Origin of the sequence: Limobrevibacterium gyesilva (assembly GCF_025989185.1) — a bacterium.
In the GTDB taxonomy this organism is placed as follows: Bacteria; Pseudomonadota; Alphaproteobacteria; order Acetobacterales; family Acetobacteraceae; genus Limobrevibacterium; species Limobrevibacterium gyesilva.
The window spans coordinates 241,544-256,673 of the sequence record NZ_JAPDNT010000002.1; the positions used below are offsets into that span (position 1 = coordinate 241,544).

14 protein-coding genes and 2 tRNA genes are annotated in these 15,130 nt (G+C 68.8%); 5 read left to right on the forward strand and 11 right to left on the reverse strand.

Features of this window, described 5'->3' with window-relative positions:
• Positions 1-81: 81 nt before the first annotated feature.
• Together lptE and OL599_RS05030 are read right to left on the reverse strand one after the other, a co-directional pair.
• Positions 82-621 carry an LPS assembly lipoprotein LptE gene (lptE, locus tag OL599_RS05025; protein ID WP_264712552.1) on the reverse strand — a complete coding sequence of 180 codons (540 nt, stop codon included), beginning with the start codon at positions 619-621 and terminating at the stop codon, positions 82-84.
• Positions 622-922: 301 nt separating this feature from the next.
• Positions 923-1,324 carry a TraR/DksA family transcriptional regulator gene (locus OL599_RS05030; protein WP_264712553.1) on the reverse strand — a complete coding sequence of 134 codons (402 nt, stop codon included), beginning with the start codon at positions 1,322-1,324 and terminating at the stop codon, positions 923-925.
• A gap of 285 nt (positions 1,325-1,609) precedes the next feature.
• Here OL599_RS05030 and OL599_RS05035 point away from each other — a divergent pair, with 285 nt between their 5' ends.
• Together OL599_RS05035 and gfa are read left to right on the forward strand one after the other, a co-directional pair.
• Positions 1,610-3,139 carry a Hint domain-containing protein gene (locus OL599_RS05035; protein ID WP_264712554.1) on the forward strand — a complete coding sequence of 510 codons (1,530 nt, stop codon included), beginning with the start codon at positions 1,610-1,612 and terminating at the stop codon, positions 3,137-3,139.
• Positions 3,140-3,368: 229 nt separating this feature from the next.
• Complete coding sequence (gfa, locus tag OL599_RS05040) at positions 3,369-3,947, forward strand: S-(hydroxymethyl)glutathione synthase (RefSeq protein ID WP_264712555.1); 579 nt, start codon at positions 3,369-3,371, stop codon at positions 3,945-3,947.
• A gap of 145 nt (positions 3,948-4,092) precedes the next feature.
• Here the strand turns inward: gfa and OL599_RS05045 are convergent.
• Positions 4,093-4,168 (reverse strand) — tRNA-Glu (locus OL599_RS05045).
• A gap of 97 nt (positions 4,169-4,265) precedes the next feature.
• On the reverse strand, positions 4,266-4,532 hold the full coding sequence (locus OL599_RS05050; protein WP_264712556.1) for a hypothetical protein: 267 nt from the start codon (positions 4,530-4,532) through the stop codon (positions 4,266-4,268).
• Positions 4,533-4,583: 51 nt separating this feature from the next.
• Here OL599_RS05050 and OL599_RS05055 point away from each other — a divergent pair, with 51 nt between their 5' ends.
• Both OL599_RS05055 and rpoH read left to right on the forward strand, forming a co-directional pair.
• Positions 4,584-5,579 (forward strand): RluA family pseudouridine synthase, encoded by a 996-nt coding sequence (locus OL599_RS05055; protein ID WP_264712557.1) that lies wholly within the window; start codon positions 4,584-4,586, stop codon positions 5,577-5,579.
• A gap of 297 nt (positions 5,580-5,876) precedes the next feature.
• Positions 5,877-6,815, forward strand: coding sequence for an RNA polymerase sigma factor RpoH (gene rpoH, locus OL599_RS05060; protein ID WP_264712558.1), 939 nt, complete (start codon positions 5,877-5,879; stop codon positions 6,813-6,815).
• A gap of 72 nt (positions 6,816-6,887) precedes the next feature.
• Here rpoH and OL599_RS05065 read toward each other — a convergent pair whose 3' ends face one another.
• From OL599_RS05065 to OL599_RS05075, 3 genes are all read right to left on the reverse strand, one after another.
• Positions 6,888-7,343 carry a hypothetical protein gene (locus OL599_RS05065; RefSeq protein WP_264712559.1) on the reverse strand — a complete coding sequence of 152 codons (456 nt, stop codon included), beginning with the start codon at positions 7,341-7,343 and terminating at the stop codon, positions 6,888-6,890.
• Between the two features lie 62 nt (positions 7,344-7,405).
• Complete coding sequence (locus tag OL599_RS05070; protein WP_264712560.1) at positions 7,406-9,430, reverse strand: protein kinase family protein; 2,025 nt, start codon at positions 9,428-9,430, stop codon at positions 7,406-7,408.
• A gap of 92 nt (positions 9,431-9,522) precedes the next feature.
• On the reverse strand, positions 9,523-11,016 hold the full coding sequence (locus OL599_RS05075; RefSeq protein ID WP_264712561.1) for an ABC transporter substrate-binding protein: 1,494 nt from the start codon (positions 11,014-11,016) through the stop codon (positions 9,523-9,525).
• Positions 11,017-11,269: 253 nt separating this feature from the next.
• On the opposite strand from OL599_RS05075, the gene OL599_RS05080 reads away from it, so the two are divergent.
• Positions 11,270-12,202, forward strand: a complete 933-nt coding sequence (locus tag OL599_RS05080; protein WP_264712563.1) for an EAL domain-containing protein — start codon at positions 11,270-11,272, stop codon at positions 12,200-12,202.
• A 68-nt stretch (positions 12,203-12,270) separates the two neighbouring features.
• Here the strand turns inward: OL599_RS05080 and OL599_RS05085 are convergent, their stop codons facing one another.
• From OL599_RS05085 to OL599_RS05100, 4 genes are all read right to left on the reverse strand, one after another.
• Positions 12,271-13,659, reverse strand: a complete 1,389-nt coding sequence (locus OL599_RS05085; RefSeq protein ID WP_264712564.1) for a PAS domain-containing sensor histidine kinase — start codon at positions 13,657-13,659, stop codon at positions 12,271-12,273.
• Positions 13,660-13,971: 312 nt separating this feature from the next.
• Positions 13,972-14,048 (reverse strand) — tRNA-Pro (locus OL599_RS05090).
• A 94-nt stretch (positions 14,049-14,142) separates the two neighbouring features.
• Positions 14,143-14,796, reverse strand: coding sequence for a MerR family transcriptional regulator (locus OL599_RS05095; protein ID WP_408886914.1), 654 nt, complete (start codon positions 14,794-14,796; stop codon positions 14,143-14,145).
• Positions 14,793-15,104, reverse strand: a complete 312-nt coding sequence (locus tag OL599_RS05100; RefSeq protein WP_264712566.1) for an integration host factor subunit alpha — start codon at positions 15,102-15,104, stop codon at positions 14,793-14,795. Before OL599_RS05100 ends, OL599_RS05095 begins: the two co-directional genes overlap by 4 nt.
• Positions 15,105-15,130 lie beyond the last annotated feature (26 nt).

Below are 15,130 nucleotides of genomic sequence, written 5' to 3' on the forward strand. Positions count from 1 at the left end.
TGTTCGCGACGGAACGCCTACCCCCAAGAGGGTGTCGCTAGCGTAATTGTCATACTCCGCCGGGAAGAAACGCCACCGAAATCAACCGGATGCGGCAACCTTGTTGAAATAGGCGGCCAGCTGCAGCGTGATCTGCTCGGCCAGCGCGTCGGCAACCCGGCCCTGAACCATCTGGTTGTTCAAGTCGGCGGTAAAATATTGTTCATTGATGATGTTGAAAGCATCCAGCGAGCGCGATGTGCCGCTCGTCAACGTCCGCCGCTGCGGATCGCGGCCGGTCAGCGTCCAGTTGGCCACCCCGACCAGCCGTACGCGCGTTACACTTGAATCCTGCTCGATCGCCAGAAGCTCGACATTCCACGCAAGCCTGACGGTCAGGTCATAGCGCCTCGCCAACGCAGCACCGGACCGGTCCAGCCGCTCCTGCAGCGCCTGGCGCAGTTGCTGCCCGCTGCGCTCGGGAATGAGCCCGACATCGACCGCTGCCAGGCCGGCTTCGGCCGGCCCCATCGCCCCGTCCCCCCGCGGCGCATAGATCGGCCGGAACCCGCATCCCCCAAGCAGGCCGCTCAGCGCCAAGGCCCCAAGCGCCCGCCGTGTCCACCGGCCGCCGCCGCTCATGGCCCGCCCAACCCGTCGCAAATCCGAACCAGAACAGCGGGTTGAGACGCGAAGCCCATGGTCGCAACGTGTACCCGGAAAGAGAAAACCAACATCGGCCCCCGCCGCCTTGACCCGGACGCGAGGCGCCGCCGACGCCAAACTACCCCGGCTTCGCGCCCGCCGCCATCACCCCCCTCACCGCCCGGCATCCGGCGCATCTTGCCCGGGAAAGAACCAGGGCAACACAGCCTTATAACCCTGAGAGGCGACATGGTTCGGCATGGCAGCGACCGGCGCCTGCGCAACCGACCGTCGCCGCCTATCGCCGCGCCCGCTCCTGGCGTTCCTGGGCCTCGACCGACAGCGCGGCGGTGGGCTCCGCCTCCAGCCGCTTGAGCCCGATCGGCTCGCCCGTCTCCTCGCAGTAGCCATAGACGTCGTCCGCGATCCGGTTGAGCGCACGATCGACCCGGGCGACGATCTGGCGGGTCCGCTCGCGATTGAGCAGGTTGAGCTCACGATCGAACTCGGCGCTGGCCTGATCGCCGATATCGGGCTCCCGGATTCCTTCGTCCGACACCAGGGCATCGATCCGTTCGATCTCGCGCACCAGATCGGCGCGCATGTCCAGCAGCTTCTGGCGGAAATACGCGATCTGCCGCGGGTTCATGTACGGTTCGTTCTCGGTCGGCCGGTAGCCTGCGGGAACTGGCTCTGTCATGCGCTCGACAATAAAGATCCGGGCCGCACCTGCAAGGCCCGCCGCAGACCGGCCCGGTACGCAACCGGCCGTCATCCACCGGGGCCGGCTCGCCTTACGCTCCCGTCAGGCCCGACACCAGTCGCGCCACCCTGGCCGCATGCTCGTTGGACTGTCGCTGAGTCACCCCGAACTGCCATGTCCAGCTCCGCCAGCATCAAAGGTGAGTGCGCTCCTGCGTTCGTGATTTGCGCAAGACGCAATGCTTCGCCTTGCATCGGGCGTTTTTGAACAGGAGCGATCGTCATGGCAGTACTCATCGTCGGCACCACGCCTGGCATCGCGAGCGTTTCCGCCGCCATCAACGTCGCGGTCAACGGCGACACCATCGAGATCCCGGCCGGCAACTACACCGAGAACTTCCCGACGATATATGCCGACATCACCATCGAGGGCGTGGGCGGCATGGCGCATCTGACGCCCGCGGGCCAACCCTCGAACGGCAAGGCCATCCTGGTCATCGACGCCAACGTCACGCTCGATCACATCGAATTGTCGGGCGCCAGCGTGCCCGACGGCAATGGCGCCGGCATCCGGTTCGAGGCCGGCAGCCTGACCGTGACCAACAGCTGGATCCATGACAATCAGGAAGGCCTGCTCGCCAACGCCGTCGCCGGCGCGACGATCACCATCGATCACAGCGAGTTCAACAACAACGGCAACAACGACGGCCTGACGCACAACATCTACGTCAACGAGATCGGCCTGCTCACCATCACGAACAGCTATATCCATGACGCGCTCGGCGGGCACGAGATCAAAAGCCGTGCCGACAACACGGTGATCATCGACAACCGCATCCAGGACGGCCCCACCGCCGACACGAGCTACAGCATCGATATTCCAGACGGCGGCGCGGTGACCATCACCGGCAACGTCATCCAGAAAGGCCCTAACTCGCCGAACACATCGGCGATCCATTTTGGCGGCGAGCTGAACCCATCCCACGCGAATTCCACCATCGACATCAGCGGCAACACCGTCATCAACGACCGCCCCGGCGGCGTGCCGCATCTGCTGCTCAACCAATCCACCGATACGCAGGGCAACAATTTCCCGGCAAGCATCATCGGCAATACGGTCTACGGCATCGGGGTCGCCGATCTCGCATCGGGCGCTGCAAACATTTCGGGGAACGCGTTCCCCGTCACATCCCCGCCGCCGCTGGACACCAGCCATCCGTTCGAGGTGGCCTGCTACGCCGCCGGCACGCGCATCGCCACGCCGTCATGCGCGGTCGCGGTCGAGATGCTGCAGCCAGGCATGCGCATCATCTCTTTCTTCGGCGGCACTGTGCCGATCGTATGGATCGGCCATCGCCATGTCGATTGCCGCGCGCATCCGCGCCCGAAAGACGTGATGCCCGTGCGCGTCCGCGCCGGTGCGTTCGGACCGGGGCTTCCGGTACGCGACCTGCTGCTCTCGCCGGATCATGCGGTGTATGCAGACGACGTGCTGATCCCGATCTGCACGCTGATCAACGGCACCAGCATCGTGCAGGAACGCGTCGATACCGTGACCTATTACCACGTGGAACTGCCAGTGCATGACGTGATCCTCGCCGAGGGCCTGCCGGCGGAGAGCTTCCTCGACACCGGCAACCGCGACGCGTTCGAGAACGGAGGCAAGGTCAGGCGCTTGCACCGGGGTTCCGCGCAGCAGGTGTGGGAAGCCGAGGCCTGCGCACCGCAATTGCGGCACGGGCCGCGCCACGCCGCACTCCTGGCCCGATTGCGCGCCCGGGCAACACAGCATCGGCGCGCCGCTGCCGGTTGACCGGATCAGGCAGGTGCGCGCGCGAAGAATACGTTCACATAAGCGTAATGCTCGGCGGCCGAGGCCACGCCAATTCGGGTAACTGCAAATTCTACCGAAGTCATCTGGTCTGCGCTACTCTGCTGCGTGCCCAAGGGTGTTCTGACCGCTGTCGTCCGAATTTGCAGAATTGGCGGAGGCGCGGTCGAAATCCCGGGCTGTCTGGCGAATGCAAGATGGGGAGGAAACGATGTCAGGCGCGATTCTGATTCATCCTGCCGTGGATCATGGCTTGATGCCGGCAGCAAAAGAGTTCTCCGGCGGCACGCTCGTCTGCAAATGCGCCCAAAATCCCGTCAAAGTAACGGTGACGGGACAAATCGCCCATGACCACGCCTGCGGCTGCACCAAATGCTGGAAGCCGGCAGGCGCCACGTTCTCGGTGGTCGCCGTCGTCCCGCGCGACAACCTCCGCGTGACGGAAAACGAAAACAAGCTCGCGATCGTCGACCCCAATGCAACCATCCAGCGTTATGCCTGCACGGGTTGCGGCGTTCACATGTATGGCCGGATCGAGAACAAGAGCCATCCGTTCTATGGGCTCGATTTCGTCCATCCGGAACTGTTCCAGGAATCCGGCTGGGCCCCGCCGGAGTTTGCCGCTTTCGTCTCCTCCGTCATCGAATCGGGAGTCGATCCATCGCGGATGGGCGCGATCCGGGATCGGCTGAAGGGACTGGGTCTTGAGCCGTACGACGCCCTGTCGCCACCGCTGATGGATGCGATCGCAACCCATACCGCGAAGGCCTCGGGCGCCTTGCCGCATTGATCCCACAACCAGGGCTGACGCAGAACGGACGACCGATCCTGCTTCGCTCCGGGCAATGCCGGTTCAGGGGGCGACCAGCGCCAATCAGCCCCCGCCTCCGGCGACCGGCGCGAAGACGTCTGGCGTTCCAGGCTGTGCGGCAAGGTGGCGTCCCGTAGGGGATTCGAACCCCTGTTACCGCCGTGAGAGGGCGGTGTCCTGGGCCTCTAGACGAACGGGACTGCGGACCGGCGCCTTCTAGGGCCTCTGCGCGCGGACATCAAGCCGTCATGAACACGCACCCGTTCGCGCTGCCCGCATGGGTGCCCCGCCCACCGCTCATCGCGCCAGCGCCGCCCGGCCGAGCACGCGCCCGGACCGCAGATCCACCACCACCACCCGGTCCGGCCCGCCGCCCTGCAACTGCAGCGCAAGCCGATCCGGCAACGCCGAGACGCCCACGATCCGCGTCCCCTCGGGCTCGTCCAGCACCGCCTGCGCGGCGGGGCCGGGCACCGCGAGCACCCGTTGCGCCAGCACGACCGCAAGCGTTGCCACCCCGGCGACGATCATCACGCCCATCACCACCACGGCGACTTTCAGCATTCGCATCACGCCTGCACTCCCACATCGCCCCCATCCGGGGTATCCCGGGCCATGTCCAACGAAACCCCACCCGACGCAACCGCCGTCTATGCCGTCACGGCGGCGCCGGAGGCCGAGGGCCAGCGCGTCGACCGGTTCCTGGCGGACAGCTTCGCCGCCCTCTCCCGCTCACGCGTGAAGGCGCTGATCGAGGCCGGCCACGCCACCCGCGACGGCGCCCGCCTCACCCAGCCGGCCGAGTCCGTACATGCCGGCAGCCGCTACACCCTCGTGCCGCCCGCCCCGGTCCCGGCCACGCCGCAAGCCCAGCCCATCCCCTTCCCGATTCTGTACGAGGACGCGGACCTGCTGGTGCTGGACAAGCCCGCGGGCCTGGTCGTGCACCCCGCCCCCGGCAACCAGGACGGCACCCTGGTCAACGCCCTGCTCGCCCACTGCGGCGACCGCCTGCCGGGAATTGGCGGCGAGCGCCGCCCAGGCATCGTGCACCGGCTCGACAAGGATACCTCGGGCGTCATGGTCGTGGCCAAGACGGAGTCCGCCCTTGCCGCCCTGTCCGCCGCCTTTGCCGCCCGCGACCTCGACCGCGCCTACCTGGCGCTGTGCTGGGGCCTGCCCAACCCCGCCACCGGCGAGATCGAGGGCGCCATCGGCCGCGATCCGCGCGACCGCAAGCGCATGGCGGTGGTCGCCCGCGGCGGCAAGCTGGCGCTCACCCGCTACCGCACCCTGGCCCATCGCAACACCGCCGTCTCCCTCCTGGAATGCCGGCTGGCCACCGGCCGCACCCACCAGATCCGCGTCCACCTGGCCAGCCGCGGCCACCCCATCGTCGGCGACCCGGTCTATCTCCGCCGCGTCCCCGCCGCCGCCCGCGCCTTGCCGGATGCGGTCCGGCGCGCATTGCTCGACTTCCCGCGCCAGGCGCTGCACGCCGCCCATCTCGGCTTCACGCACCCCCGCACCGGCCAGCCCTTGTCGTTCACGACGCCCCCGCCCGCGGACATGCAGGCCCTGCTCGATCTGCTTGACCTGTCTGAAACTTAATCCCGACTACATGAGTCCAGAATGTTGACTGGACTAAATTCGTCCGGTATAAAGTCGCGAGGAAACGATGCGTAACAGGCGCTCACATCGTATGGCCATCCGGGGAGACGCTGCCGCGGAAGGGGCGCTTCCCGGGGTGAAATGGTCCCATCGCGCCTGACATCCGCTTCCGGGTTCCCGATGTCACAGTCAACCCAGCCCCGGGGCCCAGTGTCCCGGGTCACAGATCCAGCAGCCGATTGCCGCCTCGCGCCGAACCGGGCAGGGCCGCGATCGCAAAGACGAAAGGAGCCTAGCGTGGTCTCTGCCGTCACCAACGTTGCCCCCGAGGGCAATCTCACGCGGTATCTCCAGGAGATCCGCAAATTCCCCATGCTCTCCCCCGAGGAGGAGCTGGCACTCTCCAAGCGTTGGCGCGACCACCAGGATATGGAGGCGGCGCACAAGCTTGTCACCTCCCATCTGCGCCTGGTCGCAAAAATCGCCATGGGCTATCGCGGCTACGGCTTGCCGGTCGGCGAGCTGATCAGCGAAGGCAATGTCGGCATGATGCAGGCGGTGAAGCGGTTCGACCCGGACCGCGGCTTCCGCCTGGCCACCTACGCCATGTGGTGGATTCGCGCGGCCATCCAGGAATACATCCTGCATAGCTGGTCCCTGGTGAAGATGGGCACCACCGCCGCCCAGAAGAAGCTGTTCTTCAACCTGCGCCGGCTGAAGGGCCAGATGCAGGCCATCGACGACGGCGACCTGAAGCCCGAGCAGGTGGCGAAGATCGCCCATGTGCTGGCCGTGCCCGAACAGGACGTGATCAGCATGAACCGCCGCCTGTCGGCCCCCGACCACAGCCTCAACGCCCCCGTGCGGGCGGACAGCGAGGGCGAATGGCAGGACTGGCTGGTGGACGAGAGCGACAGCCAGGAGACCGCGATCGCCGAGCACGAGGAGATGTCGGGCCGCAAGGCCCTGCTCGCCGGCGCGCTGAAGACGCTGAACGAGCGCGAGCGCCACATCCTCATCGAGCGGCGGCTGAAGGACAACCCGACCACGCTCGAGGAGTTGTCGCAGCAATACGGCATCTCCCGCGAGCGTGTCCGCCAGATCGAGGTCCGCGCGTTCGAGAAGCTGCAGAAGGCCATGCACACGCAGGTGGCCGAGCAGCGCCGCGCGGCCCGGCCGCAGGCCCCAGGATCGGCCGCGCAGCCGCCGCAGGCCGCGGCGCATAGCGGCGCCTGACCAAAGCCGCTTCCGGCGCGGCGCCTTCGCCGCGCCGGAAGCGGATACCGGCCCCACAACCGTAAACAGACCTCAGCCCGGCGATGGCGACTCGCCGGGGGCGTCCTGCGCCATCGGCGCGTCGACCGGCGGAATGTCCCACAGCGCCTCATAGCGCGCCCGGATGGCCCGCAGCCGCACCATGCGGGCCTGCGCCCCGGCCTCCAACGCCAGCGCGAGCAGCAGCGGTCCCAGCTCCACCAACACCCACCCGCCCACCTGCGCCAGCCAGGCGGTGGCCAGCACCCGGGGATCGGCGATCAGATCCAGCGCGCTGCCGATCCGGTGCCCGGCCTGCCAGAGCTCGGCCACGGGCTGCAGCGTCGTCGCCAGCCCCAGCAGCAGGATCGGCCGTGCCGTCGGCCGGCCAGGCGTCTGGTCCAAGGCCAGCGCCAGCAGTCCCGGCCCCAGCAGCAAGCCTGCCAGCACCGCGGTCGGCGTCGCCAGCGTCGCCAATGCACCGCAGGCCAGCCCCTGCAGCCACAGCATCGATCCGCGCTTCCGTGCAGCCTTCGGGGCCGATGCCGCGGCCATGGCGCGGGCCCGCCCCATCAGCCCAGCACCGCCGCCACGGTCGCGATGGTGAGTGCGACCGCGCCGGCGCAGGCTACCGCTTCCTGCCCGATCCGCCGCGCTGCGTCGGCCCGCGCCGGTCCCCCCGCCGCGATCTGCGCCAGCTGCGCGTCGATCCGCTGCACCGCCGCCAGGGCCTCCTGCAACGCGCGCTCATCGGCCGCACGTGCCGGCGGATCGTCGAGCACTTCCAGCATCGCCGTCAGATGGCCGGTTTGGGCAGCCTCGGCCAGCGCGCGCTCGCGCCGTTCGCGTCCGTCACGGTTGCGCCACACCGCCAGCGCCGGCGCCGCCAGCGCCGCCAGCCACGCCGCCAGCGCAGGCACGGCCTCGCCATTCAGCCGCAGTTGCAGCCTGGCCAGCACGCGCAACGCGACAACGGCCGCAATCTCCGGGCGCGGCGGCTCGGCCAGCGCCACCAGATCGCCTTCCGCCCGCAGCTCGCCCCGCGCGGCGACGAAGGCGGCGATCTCACGATCGACCGGCAGCTGTCCGTGCAACTCCTGCCGTGCCGCCGCCGCCTCCAGTGCCGGCAGCAGCTCCGGCAGCCGGACCACCATCCGCCCGTCGAGCATCCGGCTGCGGCACGCCAGCAGCGGATTGAGCGTGTAGCGCAACCGCGTCATCCCGCCGCCCCAGCCACGCAGCCGCTGCAGCATGCGGTGCTGATGCGCGTCCGCCCGCAGGATCAGCGGATCGCACCGATCCGGCCGTGCCGCAGCCCAGGCCGCCACGGCCTCGGCTGCGACCACCTGCTGCAAAGCATCGGCGACCTCGGTGCCGGCCTCGCCGCCGCCGGCAGTGCCAGCCGCCACGATGGCCGGACCGAGCCCGTCCGGCCACACGGCGATGCCGCGCCAGCACAGCGGTGCCAGCGGGTCCAGAGCGGCCACTGCGCGCGCGGTCAGCAATCCGTCCGCCCGCTGGTCCTCAGCGTCCGGATCGGTGGCACGCAGCCGCACTGCCTCTTCCAGCCGGGCCGCAAGCTGGCTGTCCCCCAGGCTGCGGCGGATCCAGCGATCGACGCTGCCGGAGCGCAGCAGCCGTCCGCCCCGGTCGGGATCGGTCGCCAGGGCATAGGCCAGGGTGCGCGCCGTCCATGCCGCCTGCGGCCCCATCTCCAGCGGCCGTTGGGCGCGCCGCGGCGGCCGCGCCGCCACCCGGCGGGCACGCGCGGTCGCGGGATCGGCCAGCAGCGCCGGCGGCGGCCGGTGCTCCGGGTCCTCCGCGAGCATGCCCCGCACCAGGTCAGCGATCGCCGGCGGCAGCCGCTCATCGCCCGCCAGCGCCGCGAAACTGCCCATTTCCAGCTTGCGGCGGATGATCGCTGCGTCGTCCAGGCCGGCCATCGGCAGCCGCCCCAGCGCCAGCACCAGCAGCGTCACCCCCAGCGCATACACGTCGTCGGCGATGCTGCCGTCGCCGCGCCCGCATGGCAGGCACATGGCCGCATAGGGCGGCTCGTACAGTGCCGGTTGCAGACTCGCCGGCGGGGCCGCCCAGGCGCTGCCGAGCATCACCGGCTCGCCCGCACCGGCGCGGAACAGGTTGTCGGGCCGGATGGCGCGATGCGTGGCGTGGCACGCCTGCAACTGTTCCAGTGCATGCGCCGCCGGGCGCAGCAGGCGGTCGAGCAGTTCGGCCTCGCCCCAGGGCCGGGCCGGTGCGTCGCCAGCCGCCGCCAGCGGCGGGCCCGGCGGCGCCTGGCAGATCACGAACCAGGCCGGCACCCCGGACGCATCCGGCGCCGGGCCATGCGCCAGCGGCGACAGCACGCCGTCCACTTGCGTCTGCGGCAGCATGTTCAGAGCCTGGGCCCGCGCCGGCGCATCCGGCTGCACCTGCACGGCCATCAGCCCGGTCCGCCCGCCCTTGCGGTCATGTGCCACGAAAGCCGGCAAGCCGCCGCCGGCACCGGCGAGCGGCCGCGCCACATCGACGGCGAACGCACCGCCGATCAGCACCTCGCCCGCCCCGGCATCGTCAGCGCTGGTTTCCGGCACGGCAGTACCCTTCGCGATCGGATCTGACCGCGATGGTAGGCGCCGATGGTTACCGAACCCGCAACGGCGCCGCCCGGATCAGCGGGCCGCCGTCAGGGCGCCGGACGCAGCAAGGCCGCCTGCGCCCCCTCGGCCATGGTCGGCCGATAGCTGAACCCGGCCCGGGTCGCCCAGGCATTGTCAGGGAAATGCAGCGGAATGATCGCGGTGTCCTGCACCAATGCGATCCGTGCCGCCGCCTGCAATGCCGCCGTCCGCGCCGCCGGATCGCGCTCCCCCTGGCTGCGCTCCAGCGCCGCGTCCACCGCAGGATCGGAGAAGCGGAACCGGTTCAGCGCCCCCAGCCCGCGCTCGGCATCGTAGCTGTTCAGCACCTGCGACATGGCGGTGTAGGCGTCGCCCGCGGTCGAACCGAAGCCGATCAGGAACGCGGCAAACTCCCGCTTCGCCGCGCGCGAGAAGAAGGCGTTGGAGGGCAGCACGTCCACCTCGGTGCCGATGCCCGCGCGCGTCCATTGCTGCGCCACCGCCTGCGCCGTCTTGGCATCCTCGACATAGCGGTTGTTGGGCGAGGTCAGGGTCAGCCGGAACCCCTGCCCCCACCCGGCTTCGGCCAGCAACTGCTTCGCCGCCGCCGGATCGAAGTCCGGCGCCACGATCGACGGGTCATGGCCGATGAACCCCTCGGGCACCATCTGCCCGGTGGAGTGGCCGGCCCCGTGCAACAGCCGGTCGACGATCAGCGTCCGGTTGATCGCCAGGGACAGCGCGCGCCGCACCCGCGCATCCTTCAGCGGATTCGCCGCCAGCGGCTTGCCGTCCATGCCGCGAAGCTGCGGCGATGTGTCGTGTTCCTGGTCCAGCGCCAGATAGATCAGCCGCGCCGACGGCGCCGTCCACAGCTTCACCGCCGGGTTGCCGCGCAGCTTCTCGATATCGCCTGGCGGCACGCTGTCGATCAGGTCGACATCGCCGGCAAGCAGCGCCGCCAGCCGCGCCGCGTCGTTGCTCATCGGGCGGATCACCGCGCGTTCGAACGGCAGCGACGGATCGAAGCGCTCCAGCACCAGCCGCTCACCCGGCTTCCACTCCACGAACCGCCATGGACCGGAACCGATGGCGGCGCGGCCGCTGTTGAAGTCCGCCGTTGTCGCATCGCGCGCGGCCTTCCCGGAGACGATCCAGGCGCTCATCGCATTCAACGGCACAGACGGGTCGAAGCCCTTGGTGCGCAGCCGCACGATATCGCTGCCCTCGACCTCGATCGCCGTGGTGATGCCGGCGAGCCGCACGAACGGCGCCGGGCTGCCGGGTACGTGCGGCATCCGTTCCAGGCTGAAGCGCACATCCTCGGCCGTCACCGGCGTGCCGTCGTGGAAGCGCGCGCCCGGCCGCAGGCGGAACTCCCACGCATCGTCGCCCACCGCCCGCCAGCTCGCGGCCAGCCCCGCCGCCGGCCGCATGGCAGCGTCCGCAGTGAGAAGCGTCTCGAAAATATGCTGGGCCACGGTCTGGTTGGCGCCGACCAGGGCGTAGTGCGGATCGATCGAACTGGTTTCGGTCTGAACGCCCAGCCGCGCATCCATGGCCCGCGCCTGCGGCATTGCGGCGATCAGGGCGACTGCCAGCGCGGCTCCGCCCGCCGGCCATGTTGCGAAACATCTCTTTCCCATAGCGCATTCATTCCCAGCTTGTGCGACGATCACAGACTATTTAACAATCCACCCCACGCGTTGTGGCTAAAAAAGCGTGATCCAGCGCAGAATCGGCACGGTGGATCGTCGCTGATACGCCCATCTCGCGCCGGGACCGAGCTGGCACATGGAGGTTGGCGGCCGAATGACGGTGGATGAGAAACGTCCGGCCGAGTGTGAACCGGCGCCGGCCGGCACGGCAACCAGAACCGCCCGGGCTGCAGCCATGCAAACCATGGGGCTGCCTCTGGCCAACGCGGGCAACACCGAACCGGCCGAAACCGATCCGATTGCCGCCGATCATCTGGGCGAGACCGATCTCCATATCGCCCTGGCCGATGCCTGGATCCACACCCTCTACCAGCCGATCGTCCGCATGGCCGATCGCCGGCCCATCGGCGTCGAGGTGCTGGCCCGGCTCGACCATCCCTCACGCGGCATGCTGCAGCCCGGCCTGTTCGTTCCGTCGATGGAGGACGCCGGCCTGTCCTGGAGTCTGACCCAGGCCGTGATGCGCCGGGCCTTCGCCGATTGGGGCAGCGGGCAGTTCGGCCAGATGGACCTCACACTCGCCCTGAACCTCCCGCTCGACGTATTGCTGACGCCGGACGCCTTGACGCGCCTGGATGCCGCCCGCAACGATGCCGGCATTCCCGCCGAGCGCGTAGTCATCGAACTCACCGAGAGCCGGCCCCTCGCCTGCCTGCACAGGCTGGGCGAGGCCGCGCGCCGCCTGCGTGCCATCGGTTACGGACTCGCCATCGATGACGTGGGCCCGGCCATCCGCGACCACAGCGCCCTGCTCGGCCTTTCCTTCACGTCGATGAAGCTGGACAAGGACCTGGTGCAACGGGCCGCCGCCGACCCGGCCGCCACCCGCTTCCTGACCTCGGCGGTCGCCGCCGCCCACGAAGCCGGTCTCAGCGTCACTGCCGAGGGCGTCGAGGATGCCGCCACCTGGGCCTATATGGAACTGCTCGGTGTCGAGCATGTGCAAGGCTTTCTCGTCAGCCGCCCGCTGGCGGCCGAGGAGGTGGCGGCGTGGCGCCAGGCATGGTGCGGTGGCCAGTGCTGCTAGGGCATTCTTCAATATAATTATTATAACTAATAATTATTTCGACAACATCCCATCCTCGCCGGTCGGGGTCAGGCCGCCGGCACCTCGTCGGGCCGCTCGGGCAGATGAATCGAAACCAGGGTGCCCTCGCCGAGCCGGCTGTCCAGCTCCAGCCGGCCGCCATGCATTGCGACCAGCTGGCGTGCCAGCGGCAATCCGATCCCGGCCCCATCCCGCAGTCGGTCCAGGCCGCTATCCGCCTGCCAGAACGGCTCGAACACATGGGGAATATTGGATTCGGCGATGCCGATTCCGCTGTCGGCCACCGTCATCACGGCGCCGCCCTGGACGTCCGGCCTGAGCGTCACCGTCACCTGGCCGCCGGCGGGCGTGAACTTCACCGCGTTCCCCGCCACATACAGCAGCACCTGGCGCAGCCGCTGCTCGTCGGCGTGGATCAGGATGGGCTGCTTGGCCACGTCCGCGGCCAGCCGGACGCCCGCCGCCGTCGCGGTCTGGGCCAACATCTCCAGCGTGCCGCGCAGCATCGCGCCCACATCCACCGCGGCAATGTTCAGCCGCAGGCTGCCGCTCTCGATGCGGGCATAGTCGAGAATGTCGTTGATCAACGACAGCAGGTGCTGGCCGCTGCCCAGGATATGCCCGGCATAGTCGCAATATTCCGTCGACCCGATCGGCCCCAGCACCTGCTGGTGCATGATCTCGGCAAAGCCGATCACCGCGTTCAGCGGCGTGCGCAACTCGTGACTCATCGCCGCCAGGAAGCCGGACTTGGCGCGACTTGCCGCCTCGGCCTGCTCCTTGGCCTGGCGGAGCCCGTCCTCCAGCTGCGTCCGCTCGGTGATGTCGATGGCGACCCTGGCGACTCCCCAGATCGTGCCGTCCGCGTTGGCGAGCGGGACCTTGCTGGTCAGCCAGTGATGCTCGGCACCGTCGGCAGTGGAATAGGTCTCCTCGAAGAACGGTGTGGCCTGGCCGGAGCGGATCACCTCCGCATCGATACGACACGTATAGCGGCCGTATTCCTCGCCCAGCAGGTCCGACGGCGTCTTCCCGACCGCCTCCTCCGGCGTGACGCCGTACAGGTCGGCCTGGTAGCGGTTCATGAACAAATAGCGTGACTGGATGTCCTTGGCGCTGAACATCACCGGCAGCGCATTGGCGAGCGTATCGATGAAGTCGGCGACCGGATGGGCCGCAGCCTCCGCCGGCATCGAGATCAGCGTCCAGTTCCGCACCCCGTCCGGGCTGAAGCGCGCCCGCACTTCTCCGCCGGCGCAGGCGGCTCCCGCCGCGCCGGCATTCTGGGCGGCCCGCAGGATGAAGCCGTGATTGGCGAACAGGCAGGCGCCTTCGTCATCGAATACGCCCATCGGACAGGGTGCCACCGTCACCAGCGCGCGCGCGGCCTCGCCAGCAGGATCGGCCACTGTGGCGACATCCTCCGGCAAGTTCATGACACCACGCGACAACGGCCCCCCGCCGTACTGTCCTCTGTCGACACGGTAACACCATGCGCCGCGCGGTACCCAGAACCAACTTCGCTCGGTCACGGGGCGGACGTCTTGGCGACATCATCCGATAGCCAGGGGTACCAATCAGCATCACGGCCGCCGCCGCAGTTTACGGCCAGGTTCGGCCGATGCGCGACACGCCTGGTGACACTGTGCGGAGTATCGGGGATCGCCAGCAATACGCGGCACATGGCAGCCGGTTGATATCCAGCCGCCGAAGAAGCGTCCGCCGCTGCCGACGCGCCATTGGTTTATTGGTCGGAGCGGCGGGATTTGAACCCACGACCCCCAGTCCCCCAGACTGATGCGCTACCAGGCTGCGCTACGCTCCGACCGCGGGGGCGCTCCATGTAGCAGCGGTCGCGCCGAGCCGCAACGCAGGAAACGCCGCATTGCCTTGCTCATTTGACGTTCGCCCAGGGGAGATCAGGCGGAACGGGGCAGCAAGGCCCGCAGCGCCTCCAATTCGTGCAATGTCGCGGTCAGCACGGCGCGCAGGCGCGCCGCCTCGCTGTCCGCCGCCTCGGCCTCGCCGGGAGACACGGCGGGTGCCGGCGCGGGTGCCGGCTGGGCGACGTGCGGCGGTTGCGGGCTGGCGGGGTGGGGCGGTGTCAGGCCGGGCATCGGCAGTTGCGGCTCAACGTCCAGCGCGCCGGGCCCGCCACGCTCCGCCTCGGCCTCGGCCTGCTCGTCCGGCGTTGCCGGGGGAATGTCGTCGGACAGCTTGCCGCCGCCCTCGCGCAGCAGGCGCTGCACCCCCTTGATCGTATATCCTTGAATATACAACAGATCCGAGATGCGCCGCAGCAGCAGGATGTCGTCTGGCCGGTAATACCGCCGTCCGCCCCCCCGCTTCAGCGGCTTCACTTGCGGAAACTTCGTCTCCCAGAACCGCAGCACGTGCTGTGGGATATGAAGTTCATCGGCCACCTCGCTGATCGTGCGGAAGGCGTTCGGCGCCTTCTTCAGCCTGGCCCGTCCGGCATCTCCGTGCTCTGTCCCGGCATCCGGGTCGGACCCGCTCATTCTCAGGCCGTCTGCATCGCCGCTCATTCCGAGGGCGCGCACACCGCTGCTCATTCCTCATCTCCGGCTGGCGGGGTCATGTGGTTGACATGGGCCTTCAGCACCTGGCTGGGCCGGAACACCAGGACGCGCCGCGGCAGGATCGGAACCTCGACCCCCGTCTTCGGATTGCGGCCGATCCGGCGCCCCTTCTGGCGCACCGAGAAGGTCCCGAAGCCACTGATCTTGACGGATTCACCACTTTCGAGTGCGGAGGACATGCGCTCCAGCACCGTCTCCAGCAGATCGGCGGATTCATTGCGGGACAGGCCGACCTGCGTATAGATCGTCTCTGTCAGGTGCGCGCGGGTGACGGTGTTCATGGATGAACGCTAGGCAGCCGGAAACG

Bases quoted from the DNA above. Each gene is read 5' to 3' on its own strand.
- lptE (WP_264712552.1), bottom strand. From the start codon at position 621: ATGAGCGGCGGCGGCCGGTGGACACGGCGGGCGCTTGGGGCCTTGGCG.
- OL599_RS05030 (WP_264712553.1), bottom strand. From the start codon at position 1,324: ATGACAGAGCCAGTTCCCGCAGGCTACCGGCCGACCGAGAACGAACCG.
- OL599_RS05035 (WP_264712554.1), top strand. From the start codon at position 1,610: ATGGCAGTACTCATCGTCGGCACCACGCCTGGCATCGCGAGCGTTTCC.
- gfa (WP_264712555.1), top strand. From the start codon at position 3,369: ATGTCAGGCGCGATTCTGATTCATCCTGCCGTGGATCATGGCTTGATG.
- OL599_RS05050 (WP_264712556.1), bottom strand. From the start codon at position 4,532: ATGCTGAAAGTCGCCGTGGTGGTGATGGGCGTGATGATCGTCGCCGGG.
- OL599_RS05055 (WP_264712557.1), top strand. From the start codon at position 4,584: ATGTCCAACGAAACCCCACCCGACGCAACCGCCGTCTATGCCGTCACG.
- OL599_RS05065 (WP_264712559.1), bottom strand. From the start codon at position 7,343: ATGCTGTGGCTGCAGGGGCTGGCCTGCGGTGCATTGGCGACGCTGGCG.
- OL599_RS05075 (WP_264712561.1), bottom strand. From the start codon at position 11,016: ATGGATGCGCGGCTGGGCGTTCAGACCGAAACCAGTTCGATCGATCCG.
- OL599_RS05080 (WP_264712563.1), top strand. From the start codon at position 11,270: ATGACGGTGGATGAGAAACGTCCGGCCGAGTGTGAACCGGCGCCGGCC.
- OL599_RS05085 (WP_264712564.1), bottom strand. From the start codon at position 13,659: ATGAACTTGCCGGAGGATGTCGCCACAGTGGCCGATCCTGCTGGCGAG.
- OL599_RS05095 (WP_408886914.1), bottom strand. From the start codon at position 14,796: ATGAGCAGCGGTGTGCGCGCCCTCGGAATGAGCGGCGATGCAGACGGC.
- OL599_RS05100 (WP_264712566.1), bottom strand. From the start codon at position 15,104: ATGAACACCGTCACCCGCGCGCACCTGACAGAGACGATCTATACGCAG.